Origin of the sequence: Shewanella sp. SG41-3, assembly GCF_014164545.1 — a bacterium.
GTDB lineage: Bacteria > Pseudomonadota > Gammaproteobacteria > Enterobacterales > Shewanellaceae > Shewanella > Shewanella vesiculosa.
Genome location: NZ_JACJFJ010000002.1, coordinates 540,891 through 557,178 on the forward strand (window position 1 = coordinate 540,891; position 16,288 = coordinate 557,178).

Annotated in this window: 13 protein-coding genes; 5 read left to right on the top strand and 8 right to left on the bottom strand. The window is 42.7% G+C overall.

All coding sequences use genetic code 11. The features are described 5' to 3' along the window. The first annotated feature begins 93 nt into the window (after positions 1-93). The 4 genes from H5164_RS05620 to H5164_RS05635 all read left to right on the top strand — a co-directional run bounded on the left by H5164_RS05620 (position 94) and on the right by H5164_RS05635 (position 4,205). The gene (locus H5164_RS05620; protein WP_182741098.1) at positions 94-1,134 is read left to right on the top strand and encodes an NADP(H)-dependent aldo-keto reductase; all 1,041 of its coding nucleotides are present in this window, start codon (positions 94-96) and stop codon (positions 1,132-1,134) included. A 117-nt stretch (positions 1,135-1,251) separates the two neighbouring features. Next, complete coding sequence (locus H5164_RS05625) at positions 1,252-2,490, top strand: aminotransferase class V-fold PLP-dependent enzyme (RefSeq protein ID WP_182755176.1); 1,239 nt, start codon at positions 1,252-1,254, stop codon at positions 2,488-2,490. Positions 2,491-2,555: 65 nt separating this feature from the next. Further along, positions 2,556-3,011, top strand: a complete 456-nt coding sequence (locus H5164_RS05630) for a SufE family protein (RefSeq protein WP_182697582.1) — start codon at positions 2,556-2,558, stop codon at positions 3,009-3,011. A gap of 27 nt (positions 3,012-3,038) precedes the next feature. Next, entirely contained in the window at positions 3,039-4,205 is a 1,167-nt protein-coding gene (locus H5164_RS05635) for a membrane dipeptidase (RefSeq protein ID WP_182741100.1), read from the top strand. Positions 4,206-4,329: 124 nt separating this feature from the next. Here the strand turns inward: H5164_RS05635 and cysC are convergent, their stop codons facing one another. The 5 genes from cysC to cobA are packed head-to-tail and all read right to left on the bottom strand — an operon-like array spanning position 4,330 to position 10,012. Beyond that, entirely contained in the window at positions 4,330-4,953 is a 624-nt protein-coding gene (gene cysC / locus H5164_RS05640) for an adenylyl-sulfate kinase (RefSeq protein ID WP_124015435.1), read from the bottom strand. A 44-nt stretch (positions 4,954-4,997) separates the two neighbouring features. Continuing rightward, positions 4,998-6,722, bottom strand: a complete 1,725-nt coding sequence (locus H5164_RS05645) for an SLC13 family permease (RefSeq protein WP_182697584.1) — start codon at positions 6,720-6,722, stop codon at positions 4,998-5,000. Between the two features lie 3 nt (positions 6,723-6,725). Next, a complete protein-coding gene (cysN, locus tag H5164_RS05650) occupies positions 6,726-8,168 on the bottom strand; it encodes a sulfate adenylyltransferase subunit CysN (RefSeq protein WP_182741101.1) in 1,443 nt (480 codons plus the stop codon). Between the two features lie 60 nt (positions 8,169-8,228). Further along, entirely contained in the window at positions 8,229-9,137 is a 909-nt protein-coding gene (cysD, locus tag H5164_RS05655; RefSeq protein WP_124015432.1) for a sulfate adenylyltransferase subunit CysD, read from the bottom strand. A gap of 56 nt (positions 9,138-9,193) precedes the next feature. Further along, a complete protein-coding gene (cobA, locus tag H5164_RS05660; RefSeq protein ID WP_182697587.1) occupies positions 9,194-10,012 on the bottom strand; it encodes a uroporphyrinogen-III C-methyltransferase in 819 nt (272 codons plus the stop codon). A gap of 282 nt (positions 10,013-10,294) precedes the next feature. Here cobA and H5164_RS05665 point away from each other — a divergent pair, with 282 nt between their 5' ends. Next, positions 10,295-11,185, top strand: coding sequence for a phospholipase A (locus H5164_RS05665; RefSeq protein ID WP_235781606.1), 891 nt, complete (start codon positions 10,295-10,297; stop codon positions 11,183-11,185). Positions 11,186-11,263: 78 nt separating this feature from the next. Here the strand turns inward: H5164_RS05665 and H5164_RS05670 are convergent, their stop codons facing one another. From H5164_RS05670 to cysI, 3 genes are all read right to left on the bottom strand, one after another. Then, positions 11,264-12,988: a hypothetical protein gene (locus H5164_RS05670; RefSeq protein WP_124015429.1), complete on the bottom strand. Its 1,725-nt coding sequence runs from the start codon at positions 12,986-12,988 to the stop codon at positions 11,264-11,266. Between the two features lie 818 nt (positions 12,989-13,806). Then, positions 13,807-14,598 carry a phosphoadenylyl-sulfate reductase gene (locus H5164_RS05675; RefSeq protein WP_182741103.1) on the bottom strand — a complete coding sequence of 264 codons (792 nt, stop codon included), beginning with the start codon at positions 14,596-14,598 and terminating at the stop codon, positions 13,807-13,809. Next, a complete protein-coding gene (gene cysI / locus H5164_RS05680; protein WP_182722617.1) occupies positions 14,591-16,282 on the bottom strand; it encodes an assimilatory sulfite reductase (NADPH) hemoprotein subunit in 1,692 nt (563 codons plus the stop codon). The genes H5164_RS05675 and cysI overlap by 8 nt, the downstream gene beginning before the upstream one ends. Positions 16,283-16,288 lie beyond the last annotated feature (6 nt).

Genomic DNA, 16,288 nt, shown 5'->3' on the forward strand with positions numbered 1-16,288 from the left:
TTACTCACTCTTTCTCTCTGCTAAATGATAGCGCTTTGCAAGGACACAAAAGCTTGTTAGCCTCAGATTAAGCACATTCCATAGGAGGATGAAATGGAATATCAACGTATCGCACATTCTAGCCTTGAGGTCAGTAAGATCTGTCTCGGCACCATGACTTGGGGTGAACAAAATACTCAAGCAGAAGCTTTTGCTCAACTCGATTATGCTATTGGACAAGGTATTAACTTTATTGATACCGCAGAAATGTACCCTGTACCGCCTAAAGCTGAAACTCAGGGCGACACTGAACGAATTTTAGGTAACTACCTCAAAGCCCAGGGCAACCGTGATAATTTAGTGATTGCGACTAAAATAGCCGCACCAGGTGGTAAAAGTGATTATATCCGCAGTGATATGGCACTCGATTGGCGCAATATTCATCAAGCTGTTGATGATTCATTATCACGCTTGCAAATCGACACTATCGATTTATATCAACTACATTGGCCGGATAGAAACACTAATTTTTTCGGCGAAATGATGTATGAGCATGACAAAGAAGAACATTACACTCCTATTTTAAACACCCTTGAAGCCTTAGCTGAAATAATTAAGCAAGGTAAAGTGCGTTATATCGGTATTTCAAATGAAACCCCTTGGGGATTTATGAAATACCTAAAATTAGCCGAAAAGCATGATTTACCCCGTATTATCAGCGTGCAAAACCCTTATAACTTGCTTAATCGTAGTTACGAAATCGCGATGTCTGAAATTAGTCATCGTGAAGATGTGCCGTTATTAGCCTATTCACCTTTAGCCTTTGGCGCATTAACCGGTAAATATGAAAATAATCAGTGGCCAGAAGGTGCACGCCTGACTTTATTTAAACGTTTTGCCCGCTATAACAGCACACCTATGGCGCTAGAAGCCACACAGGCTTATATCGATTTAGCTCGTGAGTTTGGGTTAACACCTACCGAGATGGCCTTGGCATTTGTGAATAGCCGCAAATTTGTCGCCTCTAATATTATTGGCGCCACTGATTTACATCAGCTAAAGCAAAATATCGACAGCCACAAGGTGAGCTTATCGGCAGAGTTGATGGGCAGAATTAATGAACTATCGGCTTTATATCGCTTCCCTTGCCCTTAAGTTTATTAGCCTAAGCGCAAATGCGATATTGGGCTTATTGCCACAAAACCTTGCATTAGGCATCAAGATCACTGAAGATCTTGATGCCTTTTATTTTCAATATAGAAACCCCTATTTATGAAGCTTGCATCGTCTGTTGTTTTATTTGATCATCAAGCGTTACGCGATCAATTCCCAGCGCTAAAACAGACCATTGGCGATCATCCTTTGTGCTACTTAGACACAGCGGCAACCAGTCAAAAACCCCAAGTGGTGATTGACGCGATGAACGAGTATTACCAATTCAATAATGCCAATGTGCACCGCGCGGCTCATCAATTGTCGGCAAGAGCGACTCAGCAATATGAAGCCGTACGTTTGCAAGTAACCGACTTCATTAATGCATCGCAATCTCAAGAAGTTATTTTCACCCACGGCACCACTGAATCGATCAATATGGTGGCCTTTGGGCTGACGTCACAGATAAAAGCGAATGATGTCATTTTAATTGATACTGCAGCTCACCACGCCAATATCGTGCCTTGGCAAGAACTGGCAAAGCGCACAGGTGCAGTAATTAAACCGATACCACTCACCGCAGATGCCCAACTTGATATAACAGCATTTGAGCAACTATTGCTGCTTAAGCCTAAAGTCGTCGCCATCTGCCATGTATCAAATGCACTAGGCACAGTAAACCCGATCAATGAGCTCGTCGCCAAAGCCAAAGCTGTTGGTGCCTTAACCTTAGTGGATGGTGCTCAGGCAGTTGCCCATTTATCGGTGGATGTACAACAGATTGATTGTGACTTTTATGTGTTTTCTGGCCATAAAATGTATGGTCCAACCGGTGTGGGGATTTTATATGGTCGCTATAAACAACTCGATCAACTAACTCCAATGCTCACTGGTGGCGAAATGATCAAAACAGTGAGCTTTAATCGTACTGTATTTGGTGCACTACCTAATCGCCTTGAAGCTGGCACTCCAGCCATTGCTGAAGTGATTGGTCTCGGGGCAGCCATCAGCTTTTTGCTCCAATTGCCGCGCGAACAACTGCTCGCACATGAACAACAATTGATGCAATACTTACAGCAACAATTACAACAGCTGGGCGATATTGAATTGTATGGTATTGCCCCTATCAATGTGGGTGCTGTGGCCTTTAATTTACAAGGTGAACACCATCAAGATGTAGGGATTTTACTCGATCAACAAGCTGTTGCGGTTCGCTGTGGTCATCATTGTGCCATGCCGCTAATGGCGAGCCTTAATTTAAATGGATGTTGCCGAGCATCGATTGGCATCTATACTAATAAGCAGGATGTTGATCAATTTATTCATGCACTTAATGCTGTAAAAGAGTTATTGTTATAGTCATAAGGCACAACAGGCTGATCCTAACGCATCTTTTATCTACAGCCGAGGTTAATTGAATTACCATGTTAAACCCAAGCACCACACCTTCAGCGCAGTTATTTTTACCATTATCAGATGAATTAGTTGATGCTGTTAACCTCATTGAGCAAGCGAATAACTGGCAAGATAAATATCGCCAAATTATGTTACTCGGTAAATTAATACCGCCATTAGCGGCAGAATTTAAGCACCAAGACGCACAAGTAAAAGGCTGTGAAAGCCAAGCTTGGTTGTACCATTACAGGTTAAACGAGCAGCATTTTTATATCGCCGATAGCGATGCTCGTATCGTAAAAGGCTTAATGGGATTATTACTGGTTGCTTGCCAAGGTAAAACCGCAGAGCAAATACAACAATTTGATGTAAACCAGTATTTTGCCCACCTTGGACTCAGTGGCCAATTAAGTCCATCTCGTACTAATGGTTTAACTGCATTAGCGCAGGCCATCGTGGCCTATACACACGATGTTGGCACCTGAAACACTCGCCAGCACTAAGGAATAATAATGCCTCAAAAAGTCTGTAACCAAGCTCGCCGTCATATCTTAAAAGGCCTTGGAGCAGCCACATTATTAAGCCCTTTAAGCTCCTTTCCAGCATGGGCAGCTAAACCACACCGTTTATACGTAGATGGGTTATCTTTTTTACCTACCGACATCAATGATGTAAAGGCCTCAAAACTCGATGCCTTTATTGCCGATATTTCAGCAGTAGAAACCATTGAACAAGCCGATGGCACTAAAAACTATAAACGCACTTATCAAGCCTGCATCAACAGCATTAAACAAGCGGCTGACTCAGTCATAGCGAATCCCGATGTGTATCTGCAAGGACTTACAGGGACAGATATAAGTAAAGCCAGAACGCAACAAAAAACAGCGGTGTTTTTTCAAATTCAAGGGGCTGATTGTGTTGAAGATGATGGTTTAAGCAATGAATGGCGGCAATTAGACAATTTACATCAACAGGGTTTACGGGTACTGCAACTGACACACCATTATGGTAATCGTTATGCTGGTGGTGCCTTAGATAATAACGGCTTAAATAGTTTAAATATGCCATTAACATCTGCAGGCAAAGAGCTGATAACAGAGCTGAATCGTAAAAATATTCTTATCGATGTCAGTCACTCTAGTGCTCAAACAGCCCTTGATACTGTTAAAGCCAGTCAATCTCCTATTATCCAAAGCCATGGTGCTGCGCGCGCGATTGTAAACAATGCCCGCTGCTCACCTGATGAAGTGATCCGCGCTATTGGCGATAGCGGTGGTGTTTTTGGGGTGTTTATGATGAGCTTTTGGCTGACGAACAAACCTGTACCCACGATTGAAGACTATATCAATCAACTGGCTTATATTGCTAAAGTTGGCGGATTCGACAGTGTCGCCATTGCCAATGATTTTCCACTTCGCGGCCAAGAAAATTTATTAGCGTTAGACAACGATAACAGCGAAGGAATAAAAGAATACTTAGAATGGTGGCACAGCCTAGAAGACAAAAATGTATTAGGGTTTGATGTTGAGCCAAAGCATGTGGTTATCCCCGAGCTCAATAATATTGACCGCATGAGCCGTATCGACGACGCCTTGAAAAAAGCCCGTTTTAAAGCCACTGATCGCGATCGTTTTATGGGTGGAAACTGGCAAAGAGTATTAAAGCAAGTACTGGTTTAGAGCGGCAAAGTTTAAGGCGTGACTGCTGAGATTAACTGCAACTCAACAATAAAAAGGGCTGAATAATCAGCCCTTTTTTTGTCGATTGATTAGGTTATCAATTTAATTGTCGATTTAGTGCAGTTTAAATGCCAGCACCCGCAATTTGTCTTGCTGGGTTGAGCACTTCAATGGCTTTTAAATAAGCCAACAAACCATTCACTTGTGTGCTTAAATCGCCTTTACTGGTATCTATGGTTAGCTCCGCAGATACTGGTACTTCGTAAGGTGATGAAATACCAGTAAAGTTACTAATTTCCCCCTTACGAGCTTTAGCATATAACCCTTTAGGGTCTCGTGACTCACACACGCTCAATGGAGTAGATACATGCACTTCAACAAATTGGCCTTGGGGAAATAACGCCCGGACACGATCACGCTCTTCACGGGTAGGCGAGATAAATGCCGATAGCACTACTAGGCCTGAATCCACCATCAATTTAGCGACTTCGCCGACACGACGTAAATTCTCATCGCGATCATCAAGGCTAAAACCTAAGTCTTTACAAAGACCATGACGAACATTATCACCATCGAGCAAATAGGTATGAAAACCGTGTTCAAATAACGCTCGCTCTAATGCGCCTGCAAGGGTTGATTTTCCTGAGCCAGATAATCCAGTAAACCATAATAGCACTGGATTTTGGCCCTTTTGGGCTCCACGGGCAGCTTGGTCAATGGCATGCTGATGCCAAACAATATTGCTCATCACTACTCCTATCGAGTGGTTGTGACACCACACTAAATACTTTTTTAAAACGGAAAGAAATATGGGATCGAAAAGATAACCACTAGGGAATATACAATTGATAACGGTAAACCTAAGCGAACAAAATCACTGAATTTATAATTACCAGCATTAAAGACCATAAGATTGGTTTGATAACCGTAAGGCGAAATAAAGCTCGCGCTGGCGCCAAATACCACTGCCATAATAAAGGGTCGGGTATCGACACCAAAACTGGTTGCAACAGCAAAGGCAACCGGGAACACGAGTGCTGCGGCGGCATTATTGGTAATTAACTCTGTAACAATTAAGGTGATCAGATAAATGCCCACAAAAGCGGCAAACACACCATAACCATTAAACACACTTAACATCGCTTGCGCCATGACATCTGCTAAGCCTGTGGTAATCATCAAGTTAGCTAAGCCCAAGGCACTGCCTACAATCACCACGAGTTCTAATGGAAAACGACGTTTAAGCTCAGTTAAGGTTATTGCGCCAATCGCCACGTAGCTAAGTAACAATAAGACTAAACCTTTGGCTAAAGGCAATACTTCTAAAATACTCGCCGTAATGGTTAGTGCAAACCCGATCAAGACCCAATTACCGCGCTTACTATCTAAACGGACGCTTAACTCTAAGCCACTGATAGCAGCAAAGTCGGTGGTCAAATTAGGACATTTAGAAAAACGGTCACCAGGGGTTAATAGTAATACATCACCCGGTTGTAACACTATGTCGCCAAGCCCACCTTTTAACGGCAAATGTCCACGACGAATAGCCATTACGGCTGCATCAAACACTTCACGAAAACGCGAATCTTTTAAGGTTGTGCCAACTAGGCTCGATGATGGCGCTAATACGGCTTCAACCAGATTTTGGCCTTTTGCATGCTGCTTACCGAACCATTCTAAACCATCAAACTGATGCAATAACTCAACCGACTCAACCGCACCACTAAAACGTAAAACGTCATCAGCTTGCAGCACCATTTGTGGTGGCACAGGGCAAATACGTATACCGCTACGTTCTAATTCAACTAAATAGAGCTTTTTCAGCGCCCGTAGACGATTTTCGAGTACGCTCTTACCCACTAAACTCGACGTTTTAGCCACATGCGCTTCCAACAGATAAGGCAGAGACTCATCTTCGTTTTCTTCACGTCTGTCAGGTAAAAAGTTGGCCATAATGGTCAGCACGATTAAGCCACTAATGACCACTAATGAGCCGACTTGTGAAAACTCAAAAAAACCTAGAGGCTCAAGGCCAGCATTTTCAACAAAGGAGTTAACAATCAAATTGGTGGAAGTACCAATGAGCGTAAGCGTACCGCCCAAAATGGCGGCGTAGTTTAACGGCAGTAACAACTTAGATGGCGCATGCGCTTGATTACGGCGTACCACACCAATTAACGAGGCGACTACTGCAGTGTTGTTAGTAAACGATGACAACAGGGCTGTCGATACACCTAACTTAGCTAGAGTAGAAAATAACGAACCTTTACCTATCACATGGCTTAATTTGCCTAATAATGAGGTTTTTTCCAGTGCTGTAGCGGCAAGCACCAACAGCACTAAAGTGATCAGTCCGTTATTGGTAAAACTACCCAATGCGACCGTTAAATCAACAAGCCCGAGCAGATAACAAAGTAATGAAGCGAAGAAAAACATGGCAGCCGGTTTTGCAAGCCCAGCAAGAAGCCCACCGACCAGTGCTAACAAGATAATCGCTAACAACCACATTTCGCTCATTATTTATTTTCCAAGTACGCTAATATCGCGCGCGTTCCAATGTGGATAATGCTTACGTACTAACGCATTAAATTCGACTTCAAATGCACTAAACTCAGTATGACTTTGCTTGTCACCTTGATGACCACTCACAACCATAGCGGCGGCTACAGTGGCATTAGATAGGCGATCAATTAAAATCATGCCACCTGTATCACGCACTAGGCTATAAGCATCTAACACTATTGATTCAGTTAGATCTAACTTAACTCGTGCAATGGTGTTTAAGCTTAATGTCGATGCTGCACTGCGTTCAAGGGTATTCACATCGGTGATGTATTCAATCTCACTCACCACGGCTTGAGTTTTCTTACCCGCGACTTTCACATCATATAACTGACCGATTTGTAATGGTTTTTCATCCATCCAGACTAAGTCTGCCACAATATGGTTAGCAATGTCTGGCGCAGTTGCTGGATGAGCCAGTAAATCACCACGAGAGATATCAATCTCATCTTCAAGGGTAATGGTAATGGCTTGGCCTGCTACCGCTTCTGGTAAATCACCGTCAAACGTCACAATACGCGCAATTTTACTGCGCTTGCCCGATGGCAGAGCGACCAGCTCGTCACCCACTGTAATAATGCCTGACGCTAAGGTGCCCGAGAAACCACGAAAATCGAGATTAGGACGCAGCACGTATTGCACTGGGAAACGAACCGGTAATTCGCTCAGTTCACGCTGGGTATCAATAGTTTCAAGTAACTCAAGTAATGTGCCACCTTGATACCAATCACACTGAGTGCTGCGATTAACCACGTTGTCACCATTCAAGGCGGATAACGGCACGTAGTGAATATCTAAATCACCAAAATCTTTTACAAAGTCAGTAAAGTCAGCTTGAATTTTTTCAAACACAGTTTGATCAAAGCCAACCAAGTCCATTTTATTTACCGCAACGACAAAGTGACGTAATCCTAATAAAGAGGCAATAAAGGCATGGCGTTTAGTTTGGGTTTGCACCCCATAACGTGCATCAACCAAAATAACCGCTAGGTCACAGGTAGATGCACCCGTTGCCATGTTACGCGTGTACTGTTCATGACCTGGAGTGTCAGCAATAATGAACTTACGTTTTTCACTGGAAAAATAGCGATAAGCGACGTCGATAGTAATGCCTTGCTCACGCTCAGCCTGTAATCCGTCTACCAATAACGCGAGATCAATAGCTTCACCAGTAGTGCCCATTTTAGCGCTATCACTTTTCAGGCTTGCAAGTTGATCTTCATAAATCTGGGCGCTGTCATGCAGTAAACGGCCAATTAAGGTACTTTTACCATCATCGACACTGCCACAAGTTAAAAAACGCAGTAAGCCTTTATTCTGCTGTAATGCTAAATATTCTTTTACACCGTGTAGTTGGATCTCTGCCGCCATGCGGTCAGTATTAGTTTTTGCTTGGTCCATAATCTTTCTCACTCAAATTCGTTCGCATGCTGGATAGGTAAAATAACCCTGTTCAATGACTTAGAAATAGCCTTGACGCTTTTTCTGCTCCATTGATGCACTTTGGTCTGAATCAATTAAGCGCCCTTGACGTTCACTTGAGCGAGTTAACAGCATCTCTTCAATAATTTTCTCTAAGGTATCAGCTTCTGATGGCATCGCCGCGGTTAACGGATAACAACCTAAGGTTCTAAAACGAACTCGTTCAACCGATTCAACATCACCCTCTTCAATAGGCATACGATCGTCATCTTTATAAATGAGCTGACCGCCTTTGTTCACTACGGTACGAGGCGCAGCAAAATATAACGGCACAATTTCGATGTTCTCTTGATAGATGTATTGCCAAATATCCAGCTCGGTCCAGTTTGATAATGGGAACACACGAATACTTTCGCCCTTATTTACCGCGCCGTTATAAGTGCGCCATAACTCTGGACGTTGGTTTTTCGGATCCCAGCGGTGGTGTTTGTCACGGAACGAATACACCCGCTCTTTCGCGCGAGACTTTTCTTCATCACGACGAGCACCGCCAAAAGCAGCATCAAATCCATACTGATTTAACGCTTGCTTTAAACTTTGAGTTTTCATGATATCTGTATGTTTAGCACTGCCATGGGTAAATGGGCCCACGCCTTGTTCAACGCCTTCTTGGTTGGTGTGAGTCAACAACTCAAAACCAAATGCTTTAGCTTGCGCGTCACGAAACGCGATCATCTCTTTAAATTTCCAACCGGTATCAACATGCAGTAATGGAAATGGAATTTTACCTGGGTAAAATGCCTTACGCGCAAGATGCAACATAACCGATGAATCTTTACCAATAGAATAAAGCATCACAGGGTTACCAAACTCAGCTGCAACTTCACGAATAATCTGGATGCTTTCAGCTTCCAGTTGTTGTAAATGGCTTAACGAACGGCCTGCCATGATGATTCTCCATTACCTAAATATGCTGCAAAAAAGCAGCGGGTTAAATTATTTGACTACAGCGCCTTGGCGACTGAGTCTAAATCTGTTTTTTGTTGCGCTGTAAGTGGGTCAAACCAATTCAAGCTGTCAGCTAATTCAACGACTTCACCGATAATCATCAGCGCAGGCATCTGCAAGGCAGGATCGGCGGCTAGTCGTGCCAGCTCACCTAATTTACCGATAAACCGCTGTTGTGATGAGGTGGTGGCGTTAGACACGATCGCTACTGGCGTATCAGCACTGCGGCCAGCATTAATCAAACCATCACTGATAATATTAGCGTTTAATATACCCATATATACCACTAAGGTGTTGTTAGAGTTAGCATAACCTTGCCAATCCATCGGGCGGCTCGCTAACTGGCAGTGACCCGTAATAAAGGTAACGCCTTGAGCATAGTCACGATGTGTTAGGGGAATACCGGCGTAAGCTGCTGTGCCGCTGGCCGCAGTAATGCCAGGAACCACCTCAAAAGCAATACCCGCTGCCACTAAGGTTTGTAACTCTTCGCCACCGCGGCCAAAAATAAACGGATCGCCGCCTTTCAAGCGCACGACATTTTTACGGGTAAACGCTTTCGTCACTAATAGCTGATTAATGTCCCCTTGAGCAGCACTGTGTTTACCTGCGCGCTTACCCACAGCGATTTTTTCAGCATCACAAGGGATTAAATCTAAAATATCTTGGCTCACTAATGCGTCATACAGCACAGCATCAGCATTCTTTAGGATGCGATAGGCTTTTAGCGTTAGCAGTTCAACGTCACCGGGACCTGCACCAACTAACCACACTTTGCCTTTGGCTTTTTGCCCCAGCATAGATACTAATTCCATCACATTTACCTCAAGATATTTGACCATGATCGAATATAGCGTTTTCTATATTCCATATACAATAGTTAATAGTTAGTTTTTATAACTAAATAGAATATTAAATTGTTTGTTTGCTGTTTAATCGATGTCATATGCAAAAATGTATAAAATGATCCACTAGAATCAAAACAATTGTTAACTTAATTCGACAAATCTCTAGCAATTGATGACAATGAACTTCGAAAGATACTCATACTAAGAATCACATTAAAATTACTATTAATTATGCTTATGGATGATGCAATGATAAAAAGCACACAATATCTTGGACTCTCGTTGTTGTTATGGGGTTATAGCTCGATAGCCCTTGCAGAAGATTCTTTAGTCGACGAACGTGTAAAAGGAGAGTTGGCAACATCTGAAAAGCCGTTTGTGATCACTCCGCACAAAGCTAATTATCTACTTCCTGTTACCTACCAAACCAGAACCAACTCATTGCCATTTGAAATTAAATACCCAGATGAAGATTTCAGCATTGATAACTTAGAAGCAAAGTTCCAAATCAGTTTTAAGTTTCCGATTATGTATAACGTTTTTGGTGATAATGGCCATTTGTTCTTTGCCTACACCAATCAATCATATTGGCAAGTTTACAATGAAGAAGCTTCATCGCCATTTCGTGAAACCAATCATGAACCTGAAGTATTTATGTTATTTAATAATGATTGGAAAATTGCTGGCTTTACCAACTCATTTTTAGGTGTGGGTGCTGTGCATCAGTCTAATGGTCAAACCAATCAATTATCGCGCAGCTGGAACCGAATATACGGCAGCGCAATATTCGACCGTGGTCCTTTCGCTCTGGGACTTAGAGTGTGGTGGCGTATCCCTGAAGATGCAAAAGAAGACATTAATTCAGCTAAAGGCGATGACAATCCAGACATCGGCAGTTACATGGGCAACTTCGAACTGACGGGAGTATACGGCTTAGATGAGCACCGCTTTACCATGCTACTGCGTAACAACTTACGCGATAATAATCGCGGTGCAGTTGAATTGACCTGGAGCTACCCGATTATTGGTACTTTGCGTGTTTATACTCAATATTTTAATGGTTACGGTGAAAGCTTAATTGATTATAACCATCATAATCAGCGAATTGGTATCGGTATTGCGTTAAACGATTTGTTGTAACACTGCCACTCAATATCAAAAAGGTGACCACATGGGTCACCTTTTTTATTACCAATTTGTTGAAATCACCAAGTGACCTTATTTTGTATTGGCTTTACTGTTGACCTTAGAACCAATGACTAAGCCTTTATCAGTAAAGTCTACCGACATCTGTAAACGCATGTTGTAGTCTTTTAACATAAGCATTTCTTCTGGCATTGGTTCGCCACTCATTTCGACCATATCAACTAACGGGGCAAACATTTTCTGATAATCAACCGCCATGTTAAAGAATCCGTTAGACTCAAGCGATTGCTTATACATTAAATCAGCAAGTTCTGTGCCTCTGTCGCCAGTATAAGCCACTAAATGATTGCCCTTGATGGCTAATTTAGCGCTCACACCAAGTTCAGGAGGTAACATCAGCATTGGGGTAATATCAACCGGATCGCCGTTATCTTTCAAGTCGATATTCGCAAGAGGCGGATAAAATGGCTTAAGCATGTCGACTAACATCATCGGTTTTTCAGCCGAGACACTGATTAATGCATCTAACGTTTCAAAGCTAGGTTGGCCATTATTGTCAGCTAACTTGTAATCGGCAAGTGTCACACTAATGCCTTTAACGCCATTAGCCATACCTGTCATCATTCCCAACATAGCAGGATTTAACTCACTCAACTGTAATTGCATTTGAGCCAACGCAGCACACTGATATTGCGGAGTTTGTAAATCGGTCCACACCTCATTCAATGCTGGTGCCAGTTGATTAACATCAACCCCCAGCGCAACCGATAAGATGTTGTCATGACCTTTAGTGGTAAATGATGGCACAAAGCCACGCATTTTATTTAATGCCGACAGGATGACTTGGTTGTTACTCTCAAACACCATAGAGGCATCAATGTTGCTTTCTTCACGACTAATCGAATATGAGTTTAATCCCATGACACTGCGCGGCCAGTTAGCTGCTATGCCATTTAACTCAGTTTGACACACAGGTGTTTTCAGTTCAGCAAAAGGATCTTCGCCCTCAATTTCAATCATTTTGGTCATTTGCTTGGCTAGCATGTTACCGTCTGTTGACGTCAGACCTTTAACCAGTTCAACATGGTTAATAAAGCTTATGCTGTCTTGCATAAAACCATGTGCATTCGCGATGTCTTGCAATATGGTCGTTGCACTAATTGGATGTTCAACTTTCTTTTCACCCAATGCAGTTTCAAGTAATTCCGCTTGGTTAAATGACGTATTCAATGTCACGGTTAACCAGTTATCTTTAACAGCAAAGACGATATCTATGTGTTCTTCATCATCTGCATTGGTTAATGCATACCCACGATACTCAACAGAACCAGACTGACCTACAGTGTGAGTTAAGCCACTTTCCTGCTCGGCGCGATCAAGTTCCGCCCAAAATGCTGCAGGATTACTCAACTCAATTTTCATTACCGGCAATGCGCCTAAGGTATAAAAATAACTCTGAATGGTATCGGGTAAACCGTAAGTCGATAGCAAGGTTTCTGGTTCAGACAATACGCTCATGTATTGCTTGTATAAACTGACAAAAAAGCGCTCTTTTGCTGATGAATTCTCATCTAACGGCAGCATTTTATCAACGTCATAAGCTTGATAATTACCTGCAATGCTATACAAATAATCTTTTAACGGAAATGGAACCAGCTGCCCAGAAAACGCTAATGTATCAGCAGGGATATAGTCCAACATGGGGTCGTTTTTAACCACTGACGTCCCTTGTTGTGACAAAAGATATCCACCAGCACCAACAGCCAATACCACAGCAGCAATTGCCATTTTATTCATTTATAAACTCCAATTTATATTATTGTTAACTCTTCCTTGAAATGAGTTAGCATTTGAAAATTTGTTATCTTTTGAGATAAGTATTATCGATTCCACCGATAAACTGCGGAATAATTTAGCACTAAATGTTAACAAACGCATTAAACCTTACCTTATTGCATACGACTTATGCAGCAAAAACGAATATCGCACTATCAAAGCACGACATTATGCTGCCAAGTTTAGAAGTCAATAGCACAAGTTTAGTCATGACGAGGGGGCGTAAAAAACAGTAAGCAGATGATAAATTAAAAGTCGGTTTTCCCGATAACTCTTCAATAGAGAGTTATCGGGAACAACCTAATCGATTGCTTATACGCTAACAAGTCAATCAATGTGCTCGAGGATGCGAGCGAAGCTTTTGAAGGTACGTGGATTGCAAAAACAATCCCAAAACGTCAACAAAAACCATCTACGGGGACTTCTAAATCTAGACTACTATCGGCGCGGATGCATGAAAATTTAAATAAAATTTAATTCTTTTTTATTCATGCTAGGTAAATTAATCAATTAGCGAAAATACTGTGTATTCCATCGCCAAAAACAGCATCAATCGCACCAGTCATATTGTGGCGATAACCTATTACCATGTGATGAAATAAGAGTAGATTGCAACAAAGTTCAATCTTATAAATGATTGAAAATCGGCTTACGAAATACGCCTTATTAAACAGAAGCTCATTAACAGAAAGAGTAACCTAGCAGCACAGCAAAGAGTAGACACATTCATCTGCATTTGACTGCGGATGAATGCAGTACTTTACGGTAATAGCTTAAGCCTAAATATCGAAATGCAAACCACATTCACGCTGTAAACCATTAAAGCGCGTGTCTTCTTCAGACATGCCTAACTCCAGCGGCTTACTTGAGTGAGTATCACCAACCGACACATAGCCTTGTTCCCACAATGGATGATATGGCAAGTCATGCTCGGTTAAATATAGGTGCACATCTTTATTGCTCCACTCAATAATAGGCAATAACTTAAAGCGTTTACCGCTAATGGCCAAAATTGGCAAGGCTTCACGAGTACTAGACTGACTGCGGCGTAAGCCCGCAAACCAAGTACCAACATTGAGTTCAGCTAATGCACGCTGCATAGGTTCAACTTTATTGATGCGGTTATATTTCTCCAACCCATCAATCCCCTGCTGCCACAACTTACCAAAACGCGCTTCTTGCCACGCCTGGGTTTGGCCCGCTTGGTACACTTTAAGATTCAGGTTTAAGCGCTCAGTTAACTGGTCAATAAATTGATAAGTCTCAGCAAATAAATAACCCGTGTCAGTTAAAATTACTGGAATATCACTTTGCGCCTGAGTCACCATGTGCAGCATCACTGCACCTTGAATACCAAAGCTAGACGATAGCGCATGCTCACCAGGTAGGTAGGCTAAGCCCCAAGCCACTCGCTGCTGCGCCGTTAAGCCTGCTAAAAACTGGTTAATCCTTTCTAGCGCTGCAGTTTGCTCAGCTTTAGGCGCTGATAACAACGCCTGCAATTGAGCCGGAGTGATAGAATGATCGACGGCTGCACTTGTTGATGCAGTCGTTACCACGTCATTACGCATGAAAATCCTTAGCGGCGTCATTAACCGCCTTCACTACGCCAATGCGCACAGTGAAGTTACCAAAGGTTTCGCCAGCATCACGTTCGGTGGCGTAACGGCCAAACAAGCCATCCAATTCAGCTAAAATTTCAGCTTCTTGAATGTTTTCTTTATGCATTTTATTTAACCGCGTACCTTCAAAGCTGGCACCTAAATACAAGTTATAACGTCCTGGAGCTTTACCCACTAAGCCAATTTCGGCGGCAAATGGACGAGCACAACCGTTTGGACAGCCCGTCATACGCACCACAATTGATTGCTCACTAATGCCATGTTTCGCCTGTAGTGCATCGATATGATCAATAAACTCAGGGAAGTAACGCTCAGCTTCAGCCATCGCTAATGGGCAAGTTGGTAATGCCACACAGGCAATTGAATGACCGCGTGTACCACTTAGCACTTGACCTAATAAGCCGTGCTTGCGCGCTAGACCTTCAATTTCGGCTTTATCTTCTGCCGCAACACCCGCAATAATCATGTTTTGATTAGATGTCATGCGAAAATCGCCTTTATGGATTTTAGCAATTTCACGTAAACCCGTTTGCAAGGTTTGGCCAGGCATGTCTTTAATACGGCCGCTTTCAATAAATAAGGTTAAGTGGAACTTGTTATCGATACCTTCAACCCAGCCATAACGATCGCCGCGATCACCAATGATCACATCACGCTTTGGCTCAAAGTTAACCCCAGCACGCTTTTCCACTTCCGCTTTAAAGGCATCATATCCGTGGTCAACAATGGTGTACTTCAAACGCGCACGTTTACGGACAACACGGTTACCCCAGTCACGCTGAACTGTCATTACGGCTTCGGCAAACTTAGTCACATCCTCAGTTTTAATAAAGCCAAAATCGTCAGCTAAGCGTGGGAAGGTTTCAACCTCACCGTGGGTAGAGCCCATGCCGCCGCCAGCAACCAAGTTGAAACCAACCAATTCACCCTCTTCTGCTACCGCAATAAAACCAAGATCGTTGGTGTATACATCAACATCATTATGTGGCGGAACGGCGACAGCCATTTTAAATTTACGTGGCAAATAGGTTTTGCCGTAAACAGGTTCAACGGTTTCGGTACCTAATAGCTTTTCTTCATCTAACCAAATTTCAGCATAAGCGCGAGTGTGTGGTAATAGATGATCCGATAAATGCTTTGCCACCGCATATGCTTGCTCATGCAGTTTAGACTCAACCGGGTTTGGGTTACACATCACGTTACGGTTTACATCACCACAAGCAGCAATAGAATCAAGTGCTGCGCGATCAAGACCTTGGATCAAGGTTTTTAGATTACGCTTAGGAATGCCGTGGTACTGAAACGTTTGACGCGTGGTTAAACGAATGCTGTTTGAGGTGGTTAGCGTAGATGAAATTTTATCCACTTCTAACCATTGTGCTGGGGTACAGATACCACCAGGTACCCGAGCTCGAAGCATAAAGCTATGCAATGGCTCTAACTTTTGCTCTTTACGTTCATTACGTAAATCGCGATCGTCTTGCTGATAAAAACCGTGGAATTTGATCAACTGCTGATCGCCATCACTAAACGATCCTGTTACTTGGGTATCTAAACCCTCTTGGATATCACCGCGTAAATAATCACTGTCGATTTTTAAGTATTCGTTTAACGCTAACTTTTGCTCACTCATGGCCTA

Coding starts and splice junctions, on each gene's coding strand:
- cysD (WP_124015432.1), bottom strand. CDS start 9,137: ATGGCAGGCCGTTCGTTAAGCCATTTACAACAACTGGAAGCTGAAAGC.
- H5164_RS05665 (WP_235781606.1), top strand. CDS start 10,295: ATGATAAAAAGCACACAATATCTTGGACTCTCGTTGTTGTTATGGGGT.
- cobA (WP_182697587.1), bottom strand. CDS start 10,012: ATGGAATTAGTATCTATGCTGGGGCAAAAAGCCAAAGGCAAAGTGTGG.
- cysN (WP_182741101.1), bottom strand. CDS start 8,168: ATGGACCAAGCAAAAACTAATACTGACCGCATGGCGGCAGAGATCCAA.
- H5164_RS05675 (WP_182741103.1), bottom strand. CDS start 14,598: ATGCGTAATGACGTGGTAACGACTGCATCAACAAGTGCAGCCGTCGAT.
- cysI (WP_182722617.1), bottom strand. CDS start 16,282: ATGAGTGAGCAAAAGTTAGCGTTAAACGAATACTTAAAAATCGACAGT.
- H5164_RS05645 (WP_182697584.1), bottom strand. CDS start 6,722: ATGAGCGAAATGTGGTTGTTAGCGATTATCTTGTTAGCACTGGTCGGT.
- H5164_RS05635 (WP_182741100.1), top strand. CDS start 3,039: ATGCCTCAAAAAGTCTGTAACCAAGCTCGCCGTCATATCTTAAAAGGC.
- H5164_RS05620 (WP_182741098.1), top strand. CDS start 94: ATGGAATATCAACGTATCGCACATTCTAGCCTTGAGGTCAGTAAGATC.
- H5164_RS05630 (WP_182697582.1), top strand. CDS start 2,556: ATGTTAAACCCAAGCACCACACCTTCAGCGCAGTTATTTTTACCATTA.
- cysC (WP_124015435.1), bottom strand. CDS start 4,953: ATGAGCAATATTGTTTGGCATCAGCATGCCATTGACCAAGCTGCCCGT.
- H5164_RS05625 (WP_182755176.1), top strand. CDS start 1,252: ATGAAGCTTGCATCGTCTGTTGTTTTATTTGATCATCAAGCGTTACGC.
- H5164_RS05670 (WP_124015429.1), bottom strand. CDS start 12,988: ATGAATAAAATGGCAATTGCTGCTGTGGTATTGGCTGTTGGTGCTGGT.